The organism is Afipia sp. GW821-FHT14H12 (genome assembly GCF_058803465.1).
Window position 1 is genome coordinate 218646 of record NZ_JBXAOZ010000002.1, and the last position, 21921, is coordinate 240566.

18 protein-coding genes are annotated in these 21921 nt (G+C 61.6%); 5 read left to right on the top strand and 13 right to left on the bottom strand.

The genetic code is table 11. The features are described from left to right. Positions 1–8: 8 nt before the first annotated feature. Positions 9–1076: a GGDEF domain-containing protein gene (locus AC1RNA_RS12630; RefSeq protein WP_009339373.1), complete on the top strand. Its 1068-nt coding sequence runs from the start codon at positions 9–11 to the stop codon at positions 1074–1076. Positions 1077–1088: 12 nt separating this feature from the next. Here AC1RNA_RS12630 and AC1RNA_RS12635 read toward each other — a convergent pair whose 3' ends face one another. The 8 genes from AC1RNA_RS12635 to AC1RNA_RS12670 form a co-directional block, all read right to left on the bottom strand. Beyond that, positions 1089–1496 carry a HesB/IscA family protein gene (locus AC1RNA_RS12635; RefSeq protein WP_009339371.1) on the bottom strand — a complete coding sequence of 136 codons (408 nt, stop codon included), beginning with the start codon at positions 1494–1496 and terminating at the stop codon, positions 1089–1091. Between the two features lie 76 nt (positions 1497–1572). Continuing rightward, positions 1573–1959 carry an SUF system Fe-S cluster assembly protein gene (locus AC1RNA_RS12640; RefSeq protein ID WP_009339370.1) on the bottom strand — a complete coding sequence of 129 codons (387 nt, stop codon included), beginning with the start codon at positions 1957–1959 and terminating at the stop codon, positions 1573–1575. Continuing rightward, positions 1956–3203, bottom strand: a complete 1248-nt coding sequence (locus AC1RNA_RS12645) for a cysteine desulfurase (protein WP_198007814.1) — start codon at positions 3201–3203, stop codon at positions 1956–1958. Before AC1RNA_RS12645 ends, AC1RNA_RS12640 begins: the two co-directional genes overlap by 4 nt. Further along, positions 3200–4510 carry a Fe-S cluster assembly protein SufD gene (sufD, locus tag AC1RNA_RS12650; protein ID WP_492951334.1) on the bottom strand — a complete coding sequence of 437 codons (1311 nt, stop codon included), beginning with the start codon at positions 4508–4510 and terminating at the stop codon, positions 3200–3202. The genes AC1RNA_RS12645 and sufD overlap by 4 nt, the downstream gene beginning before the upstream one ends. 12 nt (positions 4511–4522) lie before the next feature. Beyond that, complete coding sequence (sufC, locus tag AC1RNA_RS12655; protein ID WP_048756168.1) at positions 4523–5281, bottom strand: Fe-S cluster assembly ATPase SufC; 759 nt, start codon at positions 5279–5281, stop codon at positions 4523–4525. Beyond that, the gene (locus tag AC1RNA_RS12660; RefSeq protein ID WP_009339362.1) at positions 5281–5502 is read right to left on the bottom strand and encodes a hypothetical protein; all 222 of its coding nucleotides are present in this window, start codon (positions 5500–5502) and stop codon (positions 5281–5283) included. Before AC1RNA_RS12660 ends, sufC begins: the two co-directional genes overlap by 1 nt. Before the next feature lie 53 nt (positions 5503–5555). After that, positions 5556–7055, bottom strand: coding sequence for a Fe-S cluster assembly protein SufB (sufB, locus tag AC1RNA_RS12665; RefSeq protein WP_009339359.1), 1500 nt, complete (start codon positions 7053–7055; stop codon positions 5556–5558). A 96-nt stretch (positions 7056–7151) separates the two neighbouring features. Next, complete coding sequence (locus tag AC1RNA_RS12670) at positions 7152–8333, bottom strand: cysteine desulfurase family protein (RefSeq protein ID WP_492951335.1); 1182 nt, start codon at positions 8331–8333, stop codon at positions 7152–7154. Between the two features lie 204 nt (positions 8334–8537). Here AC1RNA_RS12670 and AC1RNA_RS12675 point away from each other — a divergent pair, with 204 nt between their 5' ends. Further along, complete coding sequence (locus tag AC1RNA_RS12675) at positions 8538–9185, top strand: alpha/beta hydrolase (RefSeq protein WP_002716045.1); 648 nt, start codon at positions 8538–8540, stop codon at positions 9183–9185. Between the two features lie 5 nt (positions 9186–9190). Here AC1RNA_RS12675 and AC1RNA_RS12680 read toward each other — a convergent pair whose 3' ends face one another. Next, positions 9191–10288 (bottom strand): anhydro-N-acetylmuramic acid kinase, encoded by a 1098-nt coding sequence (locus AC1RNA_RS12680; RefSeq protein WP_492951336.1) that lies wholly within the window; start codon positions 10286–10288, stop codon positions 9191–9193. An 82-nt stretch (positions 10289–10370) separates the two neighbouring features. Here AC1RNA_RS12680 and tyrS point away from each other — a divergent pair, with 82 nt between their 5' ends. Further along, positions 10371–11624, top strand: coding sequence for a tyrosine--tRNA ligase (tyrS, locus tag AC1RNA_RS12685; protein ID WP_492951337.1), 1254 nt, complete (start codon positions 10371–10373; stop codon positions 11622–11624). 3 nt (positions 11625–11627) lie between these two features. Here tyrS and AC1RNA_RS12690 read toward each other — a convergent pair whose 3' ends face one another. Beyond that, positions 11628–15206 (bottom strand): YhdP family protein, encoded by a 3579-nt coding sequence (locus AC1RNA_RS12690; protein ID WP_492951338.1) that lies wholly within the window; start codon positions 15204–15206, stop codon positions 11628–11630. Between the two features lie 263 nt (positions 15207–15469). On the opposite strand from AC1RNA_RS12690, the gene AC1RNA_RS12695 reads away from it, so the two are divergent. Together AC1RNA_RS12695 and AC1RNA_RS12700 are read left to right on the top strand one after the other, a co-directional pair. Further along, the gene (locus AC1RNA_RS12695; protein ID WP_492951339.1) at positions 15470–16063 is read left to right on the top strand and encodes a peroxiredoxin; all 594 of its coding nucleotides are present in this window, start codon (positions 15470–15472) and stop codon (positions 16061–16063) included. A gap of 70 nt (positions 16064–16133) precedes the next feature. Then, positions 16134–17480, top strand: coding sequence for a peptidoglycan DD-metalloendopeptidase family protein (locus AC1RNA_RS12700; protein WP_492951340.1), 1347 nt, complete (start codon positions 16134–16136; stop codon positions 17478–17480). Positions 17481–17496: 16 nt separating this feature from the next. Here AC1RNA_RS12700 and AC1RNA_RS12705 read toward each other — a convergent pair whose 3' ends face one another. The 3 genes from AC1RNA_RS12705 to AC1RNA_RS12715 all read right to left on the bottom strand — a co-directional run bounded on the left by AC1RNA_RS12705 (position 17497) and on the right by AC1RNA_RS12715 (position 21892). After that, complete coding sequence (locus AC1RNA_RS12705) at positions 17497–18156, bottom strand: dihydrofolate reductase family protein (protein ID WP_492951341.1); 660 nt, start codon at positions 18154–18156, stop codon at positions 17497–17499. A 22-nt stretch (positions 18157–18178) separates the two neighbouring features. Then, positions 18179–19310 (bottom strand): peptide chain release factor 2 gene (gene prfB / locus AC1RNA_RS12710; RefSeq protein ID WP_492951342.1). Its coding sequence is split into 2 segments (ribosomal slippage): positions 18179–19240 and positions 19242–19310, totalling 1131 coding nucleotides; the frame shifts between segments, so codons are not numbered across the junction. Positions 19311–19402: 92 nt separating this feature from the next. Next, positions 19403–21892, bottom strand: a complete 2490-nt coding sequence (locus AC1RNA_RS12715; RefSeq protein WP_009339349.1) for a penicillin-binding protein 1A — start codon at positions 21890–21892, stop codon at positions 19403–19405. Between the last annotated feature and the right edge of the window lie 29 nt (positions 21893–21921).

Consider the following 21921-nt stretch of genomic DNA (forward strand, 5'->3'; position numbering starts at 1 on the left):
GACGCACCGTGATTGGTCTTCTTGAAGAACACGAGCGCACCCTCGCGTTCGCCGAAGTCGCATTGGGTCAAATCAGATCCCTGCGCCAGAGTGCGATTCCCCGCAATTACGAGATCTGGTACGTCTACGCGACCGGCTACAATATCGAACTCAACAAGGTCATCAATGAAACGCTGCTGCGCAGCGGCAAGCTGACCGAAGCCGACCTCGAACAAATCCACGATACATATCTGTCGCAAACCCGGATGACCGACCGGATCGACAAGGTCGGCTCCCGTGTCATCAACGAGATCGACGATGTGATGGGCCTCATCACCGACGCGATCGGCATGACGAGCTCGTTCAGCACCGATCTTGAGGGTGCCACCACCCGACTCCAGAAGGCCAAGGACAAGGCGCAGATCAACCTTGTGATCCATGCGCTGGTCCAGTCCACCCGCGAGATGAACCTCACCAACAAGGCCCTGGAAGCGCGACTGGCGACTTCGAAGCTCGAGATCGCAAGCCTTCAGGACAGCCTCGAGGCGATCCGCACCGAAAGCCTTACCGATCCTCTCACCTCGCTCGGCAACCGCAAATATTTCGACCGCGCGCTCGACGCAGCCGTCGAACATGCCCAGCAGAATAGTGAACCGTTGTCGCTCCTGATGATCGACATCGACCACTTCAAATCGTTCAATGACAATTACGGCCACCTTACCGGCGATCAGGTACTCCGCCTGGTGGCGCTGGCGTTGAAGGCCAATATCAAAGGCCAGGACCTCACGGCGCGTTACGGCGGCGAGGAGTTCGCCGTGATCTTACCCAACACCTCGATGCGCCAAGCCCTCGCCGTAGCCGATAATATCCGCCGCGCCGTCATGTCCAAGCAATTGAAGAAGAAGTCGACCGGAGAGATTCTCGGTCGTGTTACCATCTCCGCCGGTGTTTCGGTCTTCCAATCCGGTGACGATGCCCCCGCCCTGATCGACCGCGCCGATGCCTGCCTCTACGCCGCCAAGCGGCACGGCCGCAACCGCGTGATCTGCGAAGCAGACCCCGAGTTCACGCCCAACGTTCGTATTCAGGTTGCTTGAAAAGCGACGACTCTAGCCGTCGATCTTTGCAGGCGTCAGCTGGACGGACTCGCCGCAGCCGCATGCGCTTGTTTGGTTCGGGTTGTTGAAGACGAACTGCGCCGCCATCTTGTCGACCTTGAAATCCATCTCGGTGCCGAGCAGGAACATCACGGCTTTCGGATCGACCAGAATCTTCACACCCTTGTCTTCCACCACCTCATCGGTCGGTCGGACGTCGTGGGCGTATTCGACGGTGTATTCCATCCCCGCACAGCCGCCGTTCTTGATGCCGACGCGCAGGCCAATGATCTCGGAGTCAGCGCGCGAAGACAGCTCGCGAACGCGGTTGGCTGCAGCTTCGGTCAGACGCATCACTTGAGGACGCGGGCGGGCCGGCTTGGCTGCGGATGTGGGAGCGTTAGGAGTCATACCCGTCATTTGGCTACTTCCTTCGGCATTTCAATGCCGGACGTGACCTTTGCAAATCACGCCAGAATTCCGCGATTCGTCCAAATCACCACATATTGAGAACGAGACGGGCCTCGTCGGACATCCGGTCCGGCGTCCACGGCGGTTCCCACACCACGTTCACGGTCACCGGGCCGACGCCCGGCACGCTCGCAATGGCGTTTTCGACAAAATTCGGCAGGTCGCCTGCGGCAGGACAGTTCGGCGTGGTCAGCGTCATCTGCACGTCCACTGCCCGGCCATCCTTGATGTCGACCTTGTAGATCAGGCCAAGTTCGTAAATATCGGCCGGAATTTCGGGATCGTAGACGGTCTTCAACGCGGCCACAATGTCCGCGCCAAGCCGCTCGGTTTCCTCAGGCGACAGCGCCGAGGTGGTGTCCACCCGGTTTGCTGCTTCGGCTACCTTCTCTGCGGAATCTGCTTCGCTCATGAGAAAAGCTCTCCTGCCTTGACGAGCGCCTGCGCCAGGTGATCGACCTCGGCGCGGGTATTATACATCCCGAATGAGGCACGGCAGGTCGCCGTCACATTGAATCGCTCCAGAAGCGGCATGACGCAATGCGTCCCTGCCCGCACCGCGATGCCGGCCCGGTCGATGACGGTGGCGACGTCGTGCGGGTGTGCCCCCTTCATCTCGAACGAGATCACCGGGCCCTTGTTCTTCGCGGTGCCGATCAGCCGCAGCGAGTTGATCTCGCGCAGCCGCTCGGTCGCGTAAACCAGCAGATCGTGCTCGTGGGCAGCGATGCGGTCCTTGCCGATGGAATTCACATAATCGATGGCGGCGCCGAACCCGATCGCTTCCACGATCGCCGGCGTGCCTGCCTCGAATTTGTGCGGCGGATCGCCGTAGGTCACCCAGTCCTGCGCGACCTCGCGGATCATCTCGCCGCCGCCGTTGAAGGGGCGCATCGCAACCAGATGGTCATATTTGGCGTACAGCGCGCCGATCCCGGTCGGGCCATAAATCTTGTGACCGGTGCAGACATAAAAATCGCAACCGATGTCCCGCACGTCGATGGTCAGATGCACCGCCGCCTGACTGCCGTCGACCAGCACAGGAATGCCGCGCGCATGCGCGAGCCGGACCACATCCTTCACCGGCACCACTGTGCCGAGTGCGTTCGACATCTGGGTGATGGCGACGAGTTTCGTCTTCTCGGTGAGGAGCTTTTCGAACTCCTCGATCAGGAAATTCCCCTCGTCGTCGACCGGCGCCCATTTCAGCACCGCGCCCTTGCGCGCACGCAGAAAATGCCACGGCACGATGTTGGAGTGATGCTCCATGATCGAGAGGACGATCTCGTCGCCCACATCGATATTCGGCTCACCCCATGACGAGGCCACAAGATTGATGGCCTCGGTCGCATTGCGGGTGAAGATGATTTCTTCCTTGCGCGCGGCATTGAGAAAAGCGGCGACCTTGGCACGGCCGCCCTCATAGGCATCCGTCGCCGCGTTGGCGAGGTAATGCAGGCCGCGGTGCACATTGGCGTATTCGGAGTGATACGCCTGCGTCATCCGATCCAGCACGGCGTTCGGCTTCTGGGCCGATGCCGCGTTGTCGAGATACACCAGCGGCTTCCCATACACTTTCGTCGCCAGCGCGGGGAAATCCGCGCGAATTTTCTCGACGTCGTAGGAGCCGTTGGTGACTGCGGGATGCATGGTCAGCCCCGCGCCGCCAGCCATCGATCGGCTGTAGCAATCGCGATGTCACGCAATCCCTCATCAACGATCGATTCAATCGCTTCGCCGACGAAGGCCGCAATCAGCAAACCCTGCGCTTCCTTTTCCGGCAAGCCGCGTGCACGCAGATAAAATAACAGCTCCTCGTCGATCGCACCCGCCGTCGCGCCATGGCCGCAAGCCACGTCGTCCGCAAAAATCTCAAGCTCCGGCTTGTTGTCGGCTTCCGCATCGTCGGACAGCAAAAGCGCGCGCGTCATCATCTTGCCGTCGGTCTTCTGGGCATCCTGCCGCACGATGATGCGGCCCTGGAACACCGAATGAGACTGGTCGTCGAGAACCGCACGGAACACCTCGCGGCTGATGCAGTTCGGCACCGCATGATCGACCACCAGCGTGGTGTCGCCATGGCGGCGGCTGCCGAGCAGATTCACGCCGTTGGTGGACAGTTCGCTCCCCTCGCCCGCGAAGGTGATGAAGCCCTGATAACGGCTGACCGCTGCGCCTTGAGTAAGGCCAAAGCTATTGAGCTTGGTACGCGCGCCGAGCCGGAATGCAGCCGTGGTGATGTTGGCGGCATCGCGCGCGTCTTCCATCAGACGCACATGCTGCAATTCGGTGTCATCGCCGATCGACACTTCCACCTGATCATAAACCTGATAGGTGGCGGCGCCCTCGGCGCCGACAAAGCTCTCGACCAGCGTCACGCGCGCCTTGTCGCCGATCCGAACATGCGAGCGCGTCACAACCGAAGCCGAGGAGGCCGTTGCGACATGCGCGATGTGAATCGGCCGGCTCAAGGTGACGTTATCGTCCACGATGACGATCACGCCATCGGTTGCCAGTGCCCCGTTCAGCGAGATCATCGCATCGGAGGCAACCTTCGTCTTCAACAGATCGGTCTTGCCCGCGCCCAGCGCTTCGCGCAGCGTCTGCACACGAACGCCCTTTTCGAGCGTCGCCAGATCGGACAATTCGGGCGCGAATACGCCGTCGACCAGCGTCAGACGGCACGTATTCTCAATGCCGAGTGCCTCAACCGCTTTTGCAGCCAGCGCCAGCGCTGCCTTTTCAGGCGACGGCGCAAGAGGTGCAACCGTGCGCAAAAGTGCGCGCAGGTCGGTGTACTTCCATTCCTCGATCCGCCGATGCGGCAAGCCGCGCTCAGCGAAATCATCGAAGGCCGCCTTGCGCGCGCTTGCAACAAGGCCATCGCCAGGCAGACGCTCGCGCGCCTCGGCGAACAACTCGCCGTAAGGCTGCTCTGTCGATTTGATCAATGCAACGTTCATCGCGATACCCGCTTACGCCGCTTTATCTTCAAACTGCGCGTAGCCGGACTTCTCCAGCTCCAGCGCAAGATCCTTGCCGCCGCTTTTCACGACGCGCCCCTTCGACATCACATGGACGACATCCGGAATGATGTAGTTGAGGAGCCGCTGATAGTGCGTGATGACGATCATCGAGCGGCTCTTTCCGCGCAGGGCATTGACGCCGTCGGCCGCGATGCGCAGCGCGTCGATATCAAGACCGGAATCCATCTCATCGAGGATGCACAGGCTCGGCTCGAACAGCGCCATCTGCAGCACTTCGTTGCGCTTCTTTTCGCCGCCCGAGAACCCGACATTGACGCCGCGCTTGAGCATGTCCTGCGGAATGCTCAGCCTGGCCGCGACTTCCTTCACTTTCTTCAAGAAGTCCGGGGTCGAGAATTCGCTCTCGCCGCGCGCCTTGCGCTGCGCGTTCAGTGCAGTGCGCAGGAACGTCATGGTGGCGACGCCCGGAATTTCCATCGGGTACTGGAACGCCAGGAACACGCCCTTGGCGGCTCGCTCATTCGGCTCCATCTCGAGCAGGTTTTCGCCCTTGAACAGGATTTCGCCGCCAGTCACGTCGTAACCGGGCTTGCCCGCGATGACATGCGACAGAGTCGATTTGCCCGAGCCGTTCGGCCCCATGATCGCGTGAACCTCGCCTTCGTTCACGGTGAGGTCGAGCCCGTGCAGGATCTCGTTGTCCTCGACTTGAACCTTGAGGCCTTTGACTTCCAGTAACGCGGTCATCACTTTACCTTTCCAGATTTATCCACATTGCCCCATCGCCAGCGCCAGTCTCCATCGGTCTTTTGCCGACCGACAAAAACCATCGCACCCGTTGCGACGGCAATCATGGCTATCGCAAACAGCCATGTCGTACCCGTTTGATCCTGATGGGTGAGGCGCAGTACTCCGGCCAGAACCACAGCGACATATGCCACGACGACAGCCCAGCCTTCCCAGGTCACAGGCGTCACTCCGTAGCCGTACGTTTTAGGTCTGAACCAGAACCTATTCACGGCTACCCCACACTTCCTTCCAGCGAAATCGAGATCAGCTTCTGCGCCTCGACTGCAAACTCCATCGGCAGTTGCTGCAGCACGTCACGGACGAACCCGTTGACGACGAGGGCAACCGCCTCCTCCTGCGAAAGACCGCGCTGCACGCAGTAGAACAGCATGTCTTCGGAAATCTTCGAGGTTGTCGCCTCGTGTTCGAACTGGGTCGATGAGTTCTTGGCTTCAATATAGGGGACGGTGTGCGCGCCGCATTTGTCACCGATCAAAAGCGAGTCACAGGCGGTGAAGTTGCGCGCGCCAGTCGCCTTGCGGTGAGCCGTGACGAGACCACGATAGGTGTTCTGCGAGACACCCGCCGCAATGCCCTTGGAGATGATGCGGCTCGTGGTGTTCTTGCCAAGATGAATCATCTTGGTGCCAGAATCGACCTGCTGGAAACCGTTCGAGATCGCGATCGAATAGAATTCGCCGCGCGAGTTATCGCCGCGCAGGATGCAGCTCGGATATTTCCAGGTGATGGCGGAGCCGGTTTCCACCTGCGTCCACGAAATCTTGGAATTCTTGCCGCGACAGTCGCCACGCTTGGTGACGAAATTGTAGATGCCGCCCTTGCCTTCCGAATTGCCCGGATACCAGTTCTGCACCGTCGAGTATTTGATCTCGGCGTCGTCATGGGCGACGAGCTCGACCACGGCGGCGTGCAACTGGTTCTCGTCGCGCTGCGGAGCGGTGCAACCTTCGAGGTAGCTGACGTAAGCACCCTTGTCGGCGATGATCAGCGTGCGCTCGAACTGGCCGGTGTTACGCTCGTTGATGCGGAAATAGGTCGACAACTCCATCGGGCAGCGCACGCCCGGCGGGAGATAGACGAAGGAGCCGTCGGAGAACACTGCCGAGTTCAGCGTCGCGAAGAAATTGTCCGAGGTCGGCACGACCGAGCCGAGATACTTCTTCACGAGGTCCGGATGTTCGCGGATCGCGTCCGAGATCGGCATGAAGATCACGCCGGCTTTCTTCAACTCGGCCTGGAACGTGGTGGCGACCGACACCGAGTCGAACACGGCGTCGACCGCGACGCGGCGCTCGCTCACCTCGTTGCCGTCTTCATCCTTGCGCACGACGCCTTCGAGCACTTCGACTTCGCGTAGCGGAATGCCGAGTTTCTCGTAGGTCTTGAGAATTTCGGGATCTATCTCGTCGAGAGAAGCGACCTCCTTCTTCTTTTTCGGCGCGGAATAGTAATAGAGATCCTGATAGTCGATCTTCGGATAATCGACGCGCGCCCAGGTCGGCTCTTCCATGGTGAGCCAACGGCGAAACGCCTCCAGACGCCATTCGAGCATCCAGGCGGGTTCGTTTTTCTTGGCGGATATGAACCGGATGGTGTCTTCAGTCAGGCCACGCGGAGCCTTTTCCGATTCGATCTGGGTTTCAAACCCATAGCGATACTGATCGACGTCGATCTGGCGAACCCGATCGACCGTCTCCTGGACGGCTGGCATTGTACTTCTCCGCTCGCGGTTTCAAGGACCGCAGTGGGCCAACATGAATGTCGTTGACGTGTTTCGTTCTTGTTATCGTCTATTTTTTAGAACGGTTCAAGCGACGGCATCCGTCCCTTTAACTAGTACGTTTGAGAGAGATATCCAAGCCTCAAGAAGGTATTGAATCTCCGCTTCTGTGGTGTCCCAGCCCAGACTTAAACGCACGGCTCCTTGCGCCACCTCGGGCTTCACGCCCATCGCCGTCAGGACGGGCGAGGCATGAACTTTCCCGGAGGAACAGGCCGAGCCGGACGATACCGCCATACCTTCCAAATCGAAGGCAATCACAGCAGTTTCCGCCTTCATGCCTGGCGCTGCAAACAAGGTGGTGTTCGGCACCCGGGGAACATCGCTGGAAAAGATGACCAGTTCGGGCGTTACCGCGCGTAGTCCTGCCTCGAATTTCGACCGAAGCTTCTGCATCCGCGCCATGGCGGCTGCGCCGGTTTCAAGATGCGCGGCCACGGCGGCCCCGAATGCGGCAATGCCCGGTAGATTCTCGGTTCCGCCCCTGCGGCCCTTCTCCTGCCCGCCGGCCGTGATGAAAGGTTCAAAACCTGTCACGCGCTCGGTCAGGACCAGAGCCCCGACTCCCTTGGAGCCACCAATCTTGTGTGCAGAAATCGATAGAAGGTCAGCTCCTAATTTATTGATATCAATATCAATCTTTCCAAATCCCTGAACCGCATCGACATGCAGAATGCCGTGAGCGGCATGGACGAGTTCCGCTATCTCCGCGATCGGCTGGATCGCCCCGGTTTCGTTATTGGCGAGCATCACCGAAACCAGCGCCGGCGCGCCGTCCGCGAGCAAGGCCCGAAGCCTCTCAAGATCGACCACACCGGCAGGTGTGACCGGCGCGGTTTGAATATCCTCGACCGGGAACCGGCCGCCAGACCGCACGGACGCGTGTTCAATAGCGGAGACGATAAGCCGCGTCGCTACATCGCGATCGCGGCGCAACCCGGGCATCAGGGCAAGCGCATTGGCCTCGGTTCCGCCGGAGGTAAAAACCACATCGGCGCTGCGTGCGCCGAGTGCCTTGGCAATGTTGGCGCGCGCATCTTCGATGATCTTCCGCGCCGCGCGGCCTTCCGCGTGAATCGAGGACGGATTTCCCTGCAGGTCCATGGCTTGCAGCATCGCCGCCTTGGCCTGCGGGCGCATTGGCGCGGTGGCGTTCCAGTCGAGATAGACGCGGGTTTTTGCCAATTGCCGTCCAGTCATACCAACCATCACATCAACTCATTGCTTTGTCGTCATTTTCCAGCCCGGAACAGGCGGATACGGCGCAATCTGCTTGCTTTTTCACCTGCCACCCATGTTAGAAGTCGGCCTCGTATTCGGGCGCCTTCCCTTGGCGTGGCGGCATCCTGACATTGGGCCGCGACGGAGGTTGGGCGGGCACGGCGTTGAACGAGCATATTCTTAAGGACCACAATGCCTGAAGTTATTTTCACCGGCCCCGCCGGCCGTCTTGAAGGACGCTACCACCCCGCGAAGCAGAAGAACGCCCCGATTGCGATGGTGTTGCATCCGCATCCGCAGTTTCAGGGTAACATGAATCACCCGATCGTTTATCAGGTGTATTATTCATTCGTCGCCCGTGGCTTTTCTGTGCTGCGCTTCAACTTTCGCGGCGTCGGCCGTAGCCAGGGCTCGTTCGACCATGGCACCGGCGAACTCTCCGACGCGGCAGCGGCGCTCGACTGGGCGCAAACGATCAACCCCGAAGCACGCGCCTGCTGGGTCGCCGGATTCTCATTCGGCGCATGGATCGGCATGCAGCTTCTGATGCGCCGGCCCGAAGTCGAGGGCTTCATCTCGATCGCGCCTGAGCCGAACCGCTATGACTTCTCCTTCCTTGCGCCCTGCCCGTCGTCCGGCCTGATCGTTCACGGCGACAAGGACATCGTAGCGCCTGCCAAGGACGTCAACACGCTGGTCGAGAAGCTCAAGACCCAGAAGGGCATCGTGATCGACCAGCAGGTCATTCCCGGCGCCAATCACTTCTTCCAGGACCGGCTCGAGCCGCTGATGGAATCGATCACGTCCTATCTCGACATGCGCCTCGCCAACGTGCGCTAAGGCTCTTACGGACGCACGAGTAAACCCCCGGTCAGGGGCGCGCTAACGCCCGTGGTGCCGGGATATGTCAGCGGCAGGCCGTTCAGACTGCGCACCGCGAGATAGGCAAACGCCTGCGCCTCGATGGCATCGCCCTGCCAGCCGAGATCATGGCCGGTGATCACGGGTATCGGCGCCAGTCGTTCGGCCAGCATGCGCATCAGGGTCGGATTGTTGGCGCCCCCGCCGACCACGATCCAACTCGCGGGCTGGTTCGGCAACCGATCCACGATTCCAGCGATCGAGGCCGCGGTGAAGGCCGTCAGCGTTGCCGCGCCATCCTCAAGCGTCATGCCCTCGACGGTGAAGGATGCGAAATCGTTGCGGTCAAGCGACTTCGGCGCAGGCCTATCAAAGAACGGATGTTCGAGCGCCTGCGCGATCCAGTCGGAGTCAGGCACGCCCGGCGCGGCGACCTGCCCGTCCCGGTCCATCGCCTCGCCAGTGTGTCGCAGCAGATAATCATCCAGCAGCGCGTTGCCGGGGCCGGTGTCGCAGGCGATCAGCGCATCGTCGTCGATGTAGGTGATATTGGCGACGCCGCCGATATTGACGATGCATGCGGGCATGGCGCAATCGGCCAGCCGCGCCAACGCGCGGTGATAGACAGGCACCAACGGCGCACCCTGCCCGCCGGCCGCAACATCGGCGGCACGGAAGTCGTACACCACAGGCAGTCCCAGCGCTTTCGCGAGCTGTCCACCATTGCCGATCTGCACCGTGAGGCGATCATACGGCCGATGCAGAACCGTCTGGCCGTGAAAACCCACGACATCGACCGTGGAGCGGTCAATCCCATGCGTGGCGAGAAACGATTCCACAGCCTCCGCATGCGCGCGTGTGACGAGATCCTCGGCAGCCGACACCTCGGCCGGGCGCTCCTCACGCCGCACAATCCGGGGAGCGGCGTCGAGCGCCGCGCGCAGCACGGCACGCTCCTCGGCATTGTAGGGCCGGTATCCCGTTGGTCCGAAGGATTCGATCTGCTCGCCATCGGTCCGCAGCCACGCGACATCGACCCCGTCGAGCGAGGTGCCGCTCATCAGGCCTATCGCGTTACGCATGCCGCTCCTCCGGTTGAATTGGATGCCGGACCTGATACACCACGGAGCCTCTAAAAATCGCTAAATTGCCAAAGAGTCCCGCATGACCGCCTACAAGTCCGATTTCCTCAATGTGCTGGAACAGCGCGGACTGATCCACCAGATTTCCGATCCCGCGGCGCTGGATGACGCCTGCACCAAGGGGCCGATCACGGCCTATGTCGGGTATGACGCCACCGCGACCAGCCTGCATATCGGCAACCTTATTTCGGTGACGATGCTCTATTGGCTGCAACAGACCGGGCATCGCCCGATCACGCTGATGGGCGGCGGCACCTCCATGGTCGGCGATCCCTCGTTCCGCGACGAACAGCGTAAGCTGCTCGACGAGGCCACCATCGCGTCCAACATCGAGGGTATCAAGAAAATCTTCGGGCGCATCTTGCGCTATGGCGAAGGCGCGACCGATGCGCTGATGATCAACAACGCCGAGTGGCTGCTGAAGCTCAACTACGTTTCGTTCCTGCGTGACGTCGGCCGCTACTTCTCCGTCAACCGCATGCTCTCCTTCGACAGCGTGAAGCTGCGGCTCGACCGCGAGCAGTCGCTGTCGTTCCTCGAATTCAACTACATGATCATGCAGGGCTACGACTTCGTCGAAATCAACAGGCGATACGGCTGCATCCTGCAGATGGGCGGCTCCGACCAGTGGGGCAACATCATCAACGGCGTCGATCTCAGCCATCGCATGGGCGGACCGCAGCTCTACGCGCTGACCACACCGCTGCTCACCACCTCGTCCGGCGCGAAGATGGGCAAGACCGCAAAGGGCGCTGTCTGGCTCAACGGCGATGTGTTCAGCCCGTATGATTTCTGGCAGTACTTCCGCAACACCGAGGACGCCGACGTCGGCCGTTTTCTGAAAGTGTTCACGCGGCTGCCGCTCGATGAGATCGCACGGCTCGAAAAGCTCGGCGGCGCCGAAATCAACGAGGCGAAGAAAATTCTCGCAACCGAGGCCACCGCCGTGGTGCACGGACGCATGGCGGCGGATGAAGCCGCCGAAACTGCGCGGCGCACGTTCGAGGAAGGCGCGATCGCGCAGAACCTGCCCACGCTCGAGATTTCGCGCGGCGAACTGGAGTCCGGCGCAAGCGTGCTTGCACTGTTCGTAAAAGCAGGCCTCGTCGCCTCGAACGGCGAAGCGCGCCGCCAGATCAAGGGCGGTGGCATTCGCGTCAACGACACGCCTGTGACCGACGACAAAATGATGCTCACGCCGGATGTGCTGACGCCGGAGGGAGTTATCAAACTCTCTCTTGGGAAAAAGCGGCATGTGTTGCTGAAGCCGGTCTGACGCTTACTGCATCGACTGGAAATCCGGCGGCAGGCTTTGCTGCTTGCCGGTGTTGAAGTCGAATATCTTGCGCAGCACGCCCGGCGCCATCGCCGAAATCGGATTGACGCGCAGCACCGGCGCACCCGGCGTGCCGACGACTTCATAGGTCACGCCAATCAGGCCCTCGTTGCTGCCGCCGCCGAGCACGAGACCCACGATCGGGATTTGCCCGAACATGTTGTTCAACCCGTACATCGGCACGAAAGTGCCGCTCATCCGCACCTGGTTGGCGGCATAGTCGATGTCGCCTTCGATGGTCGCGCCGACCGCGGGCCCACGCACCACGCCATCCTTGATCCGAAGCTGGCCGGTCTGGCGGGTGAATTCGGTGCGCATGCGCGTGAAGGCAATCCCCTTCGGATTGTTGACGTTGCCGCCATTGTTGACCACGCGATCCAGTGCCGCCTCGCCCTTGACGGTGAAGTCGGTGACGTTGAGCAGGCCTTCCTGCGGCGTGTCGTCGGCGGTCGGCGTATCCATTGCCACCCACATCTCGCCACCGACCATCTTCGAGTAGGTGTCGGTGAAGCGGAACAGCGCGCCCGCATCGTGCGTTTCGACGAACAGCAGGTCACGGCCACGCCCGCGCGACCGCAGACTGCCAGTTACCGGTGTATCCCGGCCAAGTTTACCGGACAGCGAAAAAGCGCGGATCGTGCCGCCACGGCGCGAGAACTTGAGATCGACGCTGCGAAGCGCCTCGCCATAATAACCGGCTATCGCGCCAAGCTTGGCATCAACATCGAAATTGTCGAGCTTGACTGCCGATTTGGTGTTGCCTCCACTCTTTGAGCTTCCCGACAGGGCACTCTTGATAAGTCCGCGCCCGTCGAACACGTCGCCGCGTAATGTCACCTTCAGCGAACCATCGCTCGCCCGCTCCGCCTTGAGCGAGGCCTTGTCGCCTTCCGAAGGCGAGAAGGTCGGAAATACCGCGCTGACCAGATCATTGTTCTGGTCGACCTCCACGGTGCCCTTGATCGATGTTCCGCTGCCGTCGATGACGACATCCTCGAAACGCGTGCTTTGCGGCTTGTGAACGACGTTAAAGGTGATGCGCCCCGCCTTGCCCGCGATCTTGGTCCAGCCCGGGAGGATGTTGTCGATCTTGGCGGCCGTGAGATCCGCCTCGACTCCAAGCTTGCTGTCGTCGCCGCCGATCTTGCCACTGATCTTCACGGGGATCGCACCGGAGACGCTTGGGCCGAGATCGACCCCGAGCTTGGCACGTGCGGCATCGTCGAGTGTCGCCGCGAGGCGGATGTCCGCATCGCCATCGGCATCCTTGTGATAGTCGATCGAGGCTGGCTGGCCTGCGATCTTCACGTCGCCCTTGACGCGATAGCCCTGATTGTCAGCGACGAGCTTAAGCGTGTTGGCTTCCAGCTTCTGGTTCATCGCGAGCTTGTCGATCGAAACCGCGCCGAGATCGACATTGACGGTGTATTTTGTGTCTTCCTTGGTCAGCGCTGTTTTCAACGGCATGTTCAGCGTGATGACCGCCGCGACATTGCCCTTGCTTGTAGCGGGATCAATCATGTTCCCGCTGACGTCTTTCAACCGGTCCGACTGAAGAATTTCAGCAGCCGCTGGCACCGGCCCGTCGAGGCGGAAGCGTACGCTGGCCGGCGCAGGCTTCGGCACCAGATCGGGGACCTGGAACAGAACGTCGGAAATCGTGAGCTTGCGTCCTCCCGGCGTATCGACGCCGCCCTGGCCGATCGTGACCTTCACCGTTCGGCCGCTGACATGGCCCTTCATGTCGGCGTTATGGACCATAGGCAATTCATCGAGCGGATGCAGTTCCACGCCCGCTGCCGAGAAATCGACCGACAAGCCTTCATCCGGGATCGGCGGGCCGCCGCGCGCAAGAGTGTGGATCGGCGCGTTCACCGCGATGTCGAGATGCTGCAAGGTGCCGCCACTGACGCGCTCGATCAGCCATTCACGCACCTCCGGCACGATCAGGATCGGCCAGATGTTCTTCAGCGTCGACGCAGGCATCGCCGTCGTCGCAAGGCCGAGCTGAACCTGCGCCGCGGGCATCGAGTAATCGACCGCGCCCGAGCCTGCGACGCCGACCTCTCCATTGCTGATATCGCACTGGGTCATGACGATCCGGCGATGTTCGGTATCGAACCGCAGGCGCACCGCGATGCGGTTGAAGATGACCGGATTCTCTCCCTTGGGACCGGCGAGCACGATCGTGCCTCCGGACAGTCCGAGCTGCCAGTTCGGCGTGCGTCCGTTCGGAGCCTCCAGATGGGCGAGCGAGGTGACTCGATTGCTTCCCGAGGTGATCTGGAACGGCGCAACCATGACACGCCGCCCGGCATCCCAATCAAGGCGCGCCTCGATCTGATCGATCGCCATCGGATAGTCCGGCGTGGCGCGGTCGATGATGCTGCCCTTGCCGATGGAGAAGACACCGCCGAGATAAGTCGGCAAGCCGTCGCGGCCGACCTCGCCCTTGATCTCCCCGCTCAGCAGCATGCCGTCGGTAGTGTAGGTGAAATCCTTGAGCCGCGCAGCCAATATCAGGTTTTTGGTCGGTACCTTGTTGGCCGTCAGTTCGACCTGCCGCACGCCGTTCTGCGGTGCGCCAACGCCAAGCCTGAGCGACCAGGCATCCACACCTTCTTCACCCACGGTCATCACAACGCCGCCGGCCGTGGGCCGTCTCAAGCTGAGACTGATATTGTCGAAAGAAAATTTCGTCTTGCTCTGCTGGTCGTCCACCAGAAGGGAGCCATTGCGCAGGCCGATCTCGTTCAGGCTCTGGCCGTCCAGTCCCTTGGAGCCGAGCGTGTCGAGCCAGCTCATCACCGCAAGCAATCCGGGCGCAGACGCGGCGACCGCTGAGGGCTGTCCCGCCGCGGGTGGAGCCTGCGGGTAGTCGGGGGGCGCTATCACCAGAGGCTTCACCGGCACCTTGCCGGTGGCGAGCGGTTGCGTGGTGCCCGCGGTGGACACTATCACTTCACCGTCCGGCGTGATCCGCACCGACAATTCCGCATCGACGAGCCGCAGCGTCTCGGCGCGCAGCGTGCCGAACAAAAGCGCCATGCCGGACAGGCGCACTTCCGCCTTCGGGGCGCTCGCAACGATGGCGCCGTTGTGATCACGCACCACGATGTCGCGCAGGCGCACCGCGACCCTGATCCTTCCCGCGCGTTCGATCTGGGTGCCACCAACCTGGACGGTGTGATCGCGCCCGAGGTTCTGCTCAATGGCGGACGCGAGCCATGGCGTGACGACATCGAGATTGATCGGCCCCGCGCCGAGACGCAGCCACAGTCCGAAAAAACCGACGCCGAAGACGATGGCGAGAACGCCGAACGTGGCGATGGTCCGGCGCAGCCAGACCGTATCGAGAATCCGGTGACCAAGTCTTGCGAAAGGTGCGGTCAGACGGTGCAAGCCGACACGGCGGCGCTTGAGCAGACGCCGTGCCTGATGGCAGCGCTCATCCTCCCACTCGGGAGCATCCCAATGGCTCGTTTGAGGTCGCGACGCTTTCTGAGGCTTGGAGTCCTGCATTGCCTCACGTTGGCGTTGAGCGTTGATTGGCTACGGTGCGGGTTCTGATCGCCGGGGAAAATGGCTCAGAACGCGGCATGCAGCGAATCCCGTCTGTTATATGTCCCGTCCAACAGCGGGCGTGGCGAATCCCGCGTCAGTGTATCCCAAGGCCGGTAAATCCCAAGGCTGGCAAATGCCCAGCAGGCGATCCCGGCAGGCCCCTTCTGCCGCAGCGTTAGGCAGGGTCAATTGACGGGCTGAAAGCGACGAAAGGAAGGCGTATGGCCAAGAAAACGAACAAGAAAACCTCCAAGAAGGTCGTCAGGAAAGCTGCCACGAAAGCCGTCGGGACGAAGAAGCCCCGGACAACCACCAAGACCGCTCCCGCCACAGCCGGGCAGACTCACATCCTCAACGAAGGCATGGCGGCTCCCGCCTTCCGGCTTTCCCGCGACGACGGTGGCAGCGTATCGCTCAAGGACTCCGCCGGACGCAATCTCGTCCTGTATTTTTATCCGCGCGCGGATACCCCCGGCTGCACGCTGGAAGCTGCCGATTTCACCCGCCTCTCACCCCGGTTCAAAGCGCTCGACACCGCCATCCTCGGCGTCTCCGCCGATTCGCAGGCAGCCCTGCAGCGCTTCCGCAAGAAGCATGACCTCGACATCGCCCTCGCTTCGGACGAGACGCTTGCGATGCTCAAAGCCTATGGCGTCTGGGGCAAAAAGTCCTTTATGGGAAGAACCTTCGACGGAATTCTTCGCACAACGGTTTGGATCGGTCCCAAAGGCCGCATCATCAAAATCTGGCGGAACGTGAAAGTCGCCGGCCACGCCGAGGCCGTGCTCGACGCCATTCGCGAGGCATTTTCCTGAATATTAACCATGACGGTGTCAGATCGCTTCTGGCAGCCGCGCCGCTTGTTTGGCCGGCTCAGGAGTTCCGATGTCGCCGCCCTACCGTCAGTACAATCACACGCCCCATCACTATCCGCATGATGACGGGCGCCAGATGCCTCGTCGTCCGCCTCCACCGGCCCGGAACACCCCGCAACCGCGATCCAAGCCCAACGGCTACGCCCTAATTCATCACGGCAAGCAGGTCCGCGTCGGGCCGGTCGTATTCTGGATCATCACCGGATCGATCATCCTGATGGGGGCATGGTCGGCCGCGACCGCGACCTATTTTGCCTTCCGCGACGACGTGCTGACACGTCTGATCGCGCGTCAGGCCGATATGCAATACGCCTATGAGGACCGCATCGCGGAGCTTCGCTCGCGGATCGACCGCACGACCAGCCGTCAGTTGCTCGATCAGGAAGAATACGACCAGAAGCTCACGCAGATCCTGCGCCGCCAGTCCACGCTGGAATCACGCACCAATGCGCTGATGGGTTTACCGGACAATGCAGCCACCGGCTCGATCCGGCCAACCCATACACCACGCGGAACGCCGAAGCCTTCCCCGATCAACGACATCGCGCCGGTCGATACCACGCCATCGGAACGCCATGCGCGCCTCGACGTGCGCCCGTCGGTCTTCGGAACGTCACACAGCCGCATGGCGGCCAAACACGAATCCGGCAACCTGCTGGCGCGTCTGGAATCCTCTCTCGACAAGATCGAAAACCGTCAGGTCGCAAGCCTGAATGCGGCTGAGAAACGTTACGACACGAGGCTGCAGCGCGTGCATGGCCTGATCTCCGACCTCGGGCTGAACATGGCGAAGCTCGAAGCCGCAACACCGAGGGGGCATGTCGGCGGTCCCTACATTCCGGTACGCGCTCCGACCGCCAACGCGAGTGCGTTCGACAAGCAGCTCTATCGTGTCGCGTTGAGCCGCGCGCAAGTCGACAAGCTCAACCGCACGCTAGCGATGGTGCCCTATCGCAAGCCGGTGGTCGGAGAAATCGAATTGTCCTCAGGCTTCGGCGTACGCAACGATCCATTCGTGGGGCGGCCCGCGATGCACACCGGCCTCGATTTCCGCGCTTCGACCGGCGATCCGGTGCGCGCCACCGCCGACGGTAAAGTCACATCCGCAGGATGGTCAGGCGGCTATGGCCGGATGGTCGAGATCGATCACGGCAACGGTCTTGCCACCCGTTACGGACACCTGTCGCAAATCGACGTGAAAGTCGGCGATATCGTGAAGACCGGCGAAGTGGTCGGCGAAGTCGGCTCCACCGGCCGCTCGACTGGACCGCACCTGCATTATGAGACGCGTATCAACGGCGAAGCCGTCGACCCGCAGCGTTTTCTGCGCGCGGGCGCGCGGTTCGCTCAGGGCTGATCGTTTACTCGCCTGCTCAATCCTTGCGGTGAAACCGCAGATGCATGGCGTTCAGTGTCGCGATATGCTCACTGACCGTGTAGCCGAGCGCAGGAAGATCGATCCCGTCAAAAAGGGCTTCGCCGCGCCCCAGCAGGACCGGCGAAATCGCGATGTGCAAATCGTCGATCAACCTCGCGCGAAGATACTCGCGGATCGTCGTCACGCCGCCGCCGACACGAATGTCCTTGCCCCCGGCCGCCTGTCTCGCACGGTCAAGCGCCACCTCGATTCCGTCCGTTACAAAATGAAAGACGGTGCCGCCTTTCATCGTGATCGGCGCACGTGCGTGGTGGGTCAGGACAAAAACCGGACAGTGGTATGGCGGCTCATCGCCCCACCAGCCCTTCCAGGTTTCATCTGGCCAGGCGCCACGAACTGGGCCGAACATGTTGCGACCCATGATCCACGCGCCGAGATTCTCAAAACCCATCGCGGCCAGATCGTCGTCAGGACCGGTTGCGCCGCCGTCCCTTCCGAAGACCTTGTTCTGGAACGTGCGCGTGGCCATAGCCCATTGATGCAGGCCAAACCCGCCAACACCGAGCGGGCTGTCGAGACTCTGATCCGGGCCAGCACCATAGCCATCAAGGGAGACCGAGAAGCTGCGAACGATTAGTTTGCCTTGTGCATTCATCGCAGCTCCTCAACAAAGAAAATCAGTCCACGTCCTCGATCTGGCCGGGCGCGGTGCCGAAGGCCTTCTGCGCCAGCGTCGCGGCCATGAACTCGTCGAGATCGCCATCGAGTACGCCCGACGTGTCCGACGTCTGCACGCCAGTGCGCAGATCCTTCACCATCTGATACGGCTGCAGCACGTAGGAGCGAATCTGATGGCCCCAGCCGATATCGGTCTTGGCGGCCTGATCGGCGGCGGCCTGCTCTTCACGCTTCTTCAGTTCAATCTCGTAAAGCCGCGCGCGTAACATGTCCCACGCTTGCGCGCGATTCTTGTGCTGTGAGCGCCCGGCCTGACAGACCACGGCCACGCCGGTCGGGATATGCGTAAGGCGCACCGCGGATTCGGTTTTGTTGACGTGCTGGCCACCCGCGCCACCCGAACGCATGGTGTCGACGCGCACATCGGACTCGTTGATGTCGATCTTGATCGAATTGTCGACCACCGGGAAAATCGCGATGCTCGAAAACGACGTGTGCCGCCGTGCGTTGGAATCGTAAGGAGAAATGCGCACGAGGCGGTGCACGCCTGCTTCGGTCTTGAGCCAGCCATAGGCATTGTGGCCGCTGATCTGGATCGTCGCGGACTTGATGCCCGCTTCTTCGCCTTGCGTCTCTTCGAGATACTCGACCTTGAAGCCCTTGCGCTCGGCCCAACGCGTGTACATACGCAACAGCATGGAGGCCCAGTCCTGGCTCTCGGTCCCGCCCGCGCCGGCATGGACTTCGAGGTAGGTGTCGAACTTGTCGGCCTCGCCGGAGAGCAGCGCTTCCAGCTCCTGGCGCGCGACATCCTTCTTGAGCGCCTTCAGCGCGTTTTCGGCCTCGGTCACCACGGCCTCGTCGTTCTCGGCCTCGCCGAGTTCGATCATGCCGATCTGGTCCTCGAGTTCGCGTTCGGTCCGCCCGATGCCACCAAGCTGGTTTTCGAGCGAGGTCCGCTCCTGCATCAGCTTCTGAGCTTTCTGCGGATCATTCCAGAGATTGGGGTCTTCGGCGAGGTTGTTCAGTTCGGCGAGACGCGCGGTTGCGGTATCGACGTCAAAGATGCCTCCTCAGCAGCCCGACTGACTGCTTGATCTCTTCGACAAGGCGTTCGACTTCAGGACGCATCTTGGTTCTTCGTCTCTCATTCAAACAAGGAAGCGCACGCGCGCAAATCGTGCCGCAGGACTTAGCCGCTGCGGCGCGCCGATGCAATCAGGTCAATAAAGGCCGCCGGTACCCGGGCGCATGATCGCGCGATCCGCGTCGGGCGACACGGTGAGCACCTGCCCGTTGCCGTCGGCCATGCCGATGGCCGCGTAATTGTCAGGCGGTGCGGTCCCCGGTTTGAAGGCCTCGAGGATGGTGCGGCCGGTATCGCCCGGCCCCGCCCGCATGCCGCTCTTGAGATCGACGCGCACGAGTTTGATGCCCGCGGGGACGCGGAACGGCACCGCAGGCTTGTCCGCCAGCGCGACCTTGAGGAAATCCTTGGCGATCGGCGCGGCGAGATGGCCGCCGGTGCCGCCACGGCCGAGCGGCTTCGGCTTGTCGTAGCCGATATACAGGCCGACAACGATATTCGGCGAGAAGCCGACGAACCAGGCGTCTTTTTCCTCGTTGGTGGTGCCGGTCTTGCCCGCGATCGGCTTGCCGACCTCGCGCACGACGGTCGCGGTGCCACGCTGGACCACACCTTCCATCATCGAGGTGATCTGGTAGGCCGTCATCGGGTCGAGCACCTGCTCGCGCCGGTCAATCAGCGTCGGCTCGGGCTGGTTGTGCCAACCCTCCGGCGCATCGCAGCCACGGCATTCGCGCTGGTCGTGCTTGTAGATGGTGTGGCCGAAGCGGTCCTGGATGCGATCGATCAAGGTCGCCTTCACGCGCTTGCCGCCATTGGCGATCATCGAATACGCCGTCACCATGCGCATTACGGTCGTCTCGCCCGCACCAAGCGCGTAGGACAGATAGTTCGGCAATTCGTCATAGACACCGAAGCGCTTGGCATATTCACCGATGATCGGCATGCCGATATCCTGCGCAAGCCGCACCGTCATGTTATTGACGGAGTGCTCGAGGCCGAAGCGGAGCGTCTGCGGACCGTAATACTTGCCGGTCGAATAGTTTTCGGGCCGCCACACATTGCCAGAGCCCTGATCGATTTCGATCGGCGCATCGACCACGATGCTCGACGGCGTGTAGCCGTTGTCCAGCGCGGTCGAATAGACGATCGGCTTGAAGGATGAACCGGGCTGCCGGTAGGCTTGCGTGGCGCGGTTGAACTGACTCTGGTCGAACGAGAAACCACCACTCATGGCCAGCACGCGGCCGGTGTTCGGGTCCATCACGATCATGCCGCCCGACACTTCGGGAATCTGGCGCAGCCGGTATTGCCCCTCGACCACCTTGCCGTCCTTGCCAAGCAGCGGATCGACGTAAACCACATCGCCCGGCGTCAGCACCTGTGTCACCTTGGTCGGCGCCTTGTAGCGGGTCGGCCCCGAGGCGGCTTTAGCCCAGCGCACGCCGTCCATGGTCACGAGGCCAGTATCACGCGCCTTGGAGACCGCGCCACCGAGCACGCGGCCCGGCTGGAAGCCGATGCGCGCGGACTGGTCGTTCGCCTCCAGCACCACCGCCATGCGCCACGGTGAAACGTCGGACAGCGATTTGACCTCGGCGAGTTTTATGCCCCAGTCGCCGCTGATATCGATTTTGGTGACAGGCCCGCGCCAGCCGACCGACTCGTCGTAGTTGACGAGACCCTTGACCATCGCCTGGCGTGCGATCACCTGCAATTTTGGATCGAGGGTGGCGCGCACCGACAGGCCGCCCTCATAGAGTTTCTTTTCGCCGTAGCGCTCGAAGATGTCGCGGCGGACCTCCTCGGCGAAATACTCGCCCGCGAAGACATGCGTCGCGTTGCTGCGGCTGGTGACGACCAGCGGCTCCTTGCGCGCGGCGGCGGCTTCCGCAGGCTTGATCCAGCCATTCTCGGCAAGACGGTCGATCACGTAATTGCGGCGCTCGACCGCGCGATCATGGTTGCGCACCGGATGAAGCTGGGCGGGCGCCTTCGGCAGAGCGGCGAGATAGGCCGCTTCCGCGATCGTCAATTCGTTGACCGACTTGTCGAAGTAAACGAGCGAGGCAGCGGCGATGCCATAGGCGCCAAGACCGAGATAGATCTCGTTGAGATAAAGCTCGAGGATCTTTTCCTTGCTGTAGGTGCGCTCGATGCGCATCGCCAGCAAGGCTTCCTTGATCTTGCGGGTAAAGGAGACTTCGTTTGTCAGCAGGAAGTTCTTCGCGACCTGCTGGGTGATGGTGGAGGCACCCTGCGGGCGGCGGTTCGAGCCGTAGTTCTGCGCATACAATAATGCCGCGCGCGCCATGCCAGTGAAATCGATACCGCCATGCTCGTAGAAATTCTTGTCCTCGGCGGCGAGGAAGGAATTGATCACGCGCTTGGGGATCGCCTGGATCGGCAGATAGAGACGGCGTTCCTTGGCGTATTCGGCGAGCAGCGAACCATCGGCGGCATGAACGCGCGTCATCACCGGAGGCTCGTAGTTCTTGAGCTGGGTGTAGTCCGGCAGGTCTTTTGAGTAATGCCAGAGCAGGCCCGCGACGGCGCTGACGCCAACCAGGAACAGGATCGTTCCGGCGGCAAAAAGGAACCCCAGGAAGCGCACCAGCAACCGCATTCTCAATCCATATTCAGTTTAAAGCCGCC

Coding starts and splice junctions, on each gene's coding strand:
- AC1RNA_RS12635 (WP_009339371.1), bottom strand. CDS start 1,496: ATGACGGGTATGACTCCTAACGCTCCCACATCCGCAGCCAAGCCGGCC.
- AC1RNA_RS12640 (WP_009339370.1), bottom strand. CDS start 1,959: ATGAGCGAAGCAGATTCCGCAGAGAAGGTAGCCGAAGCAGCAAACCGG.
- sufD (WP_492951334.1), bottom strand. CDS start 4,510: ATGAACGTTGCATTGATCAAATCGACAGAGCAGCCTTACGGCGAGTTG.
- sufC (WP_048756168.1), bottom strand. CDS start 5,281: ATGACCGCGTTACTGGAAGTCAAAGGCCTCAAGGTTCAAGTCGAGGAC.
- sufB (WP_009339359.1), bottom strand. CDS start 7,055: ATGCCAGCCGTCCAGGAGACGGTCGATCGGGTTCGCCAGATCGACGTC.
- AC1RNA_RS12670 (WP_492951335.1), bottom strand. CDS start 8,333: ATGGTTGGTATGACTGGACGGCAATTGGCAAAAACCCGCGTCTATCTC.
- AC1RNA_RS12675 (WP_002716045.1), top strand. CDS start 8,538: ATGCCTGAAGTTATTTTCACCGGCCCCGCCGGCCGTCTTGAAGGACGC.
- AC1RNA_RS12680 (WP_492951336.1), bottom strand. CDS start 10,288: ATGCGTAACGCGATAGGCCTGATGAGCGGCACCTCGCTCGACGGGGTC.
- tyrS (WP_492951337.1), top strand. CDS start 10,371: ATGACCGCCTACAAGTCCGATTTCCTCAATGTGCTGGAACAGCGCGGA.
- AC1RNA_RS12690 (WP_492951338.1), bottom strand. CDS start 15,206: ATGCAGGACTCCAAGCCTCAGAAAGCGTCGCGACCTCAAACGAGCCAT.
- AC1RNA_RS12695 (WP_492951339.1), top strand. CDS start 15,470: ATGGCCAAGAAAACGAACAAGAAAACCTCCAAGAAGGTCGTCAGGAAA.
- AC1RNA_RS12700 (WP_492951340.1), top strand. CDS start 16,134: ATGTCGCCGCCCTACCGTCAGTACAATCACACGCCCCATCACTATCCG.
- AC1RNA_RS12705 (WP_492951341.1), bottom strand. CDS start 18,156: ATGAATGCACAAGGCAAACTAATCGTTCGCAGCTTCTCGGTCTCCCTT.
- AC1RNA_RS12715 (WP_009339349.1), bottom strand. CDS start 21,892: ATGCGGTTGCTGGTGCGCTTCCTGGGGTTCCTTTTTGCCGCCGGAACG.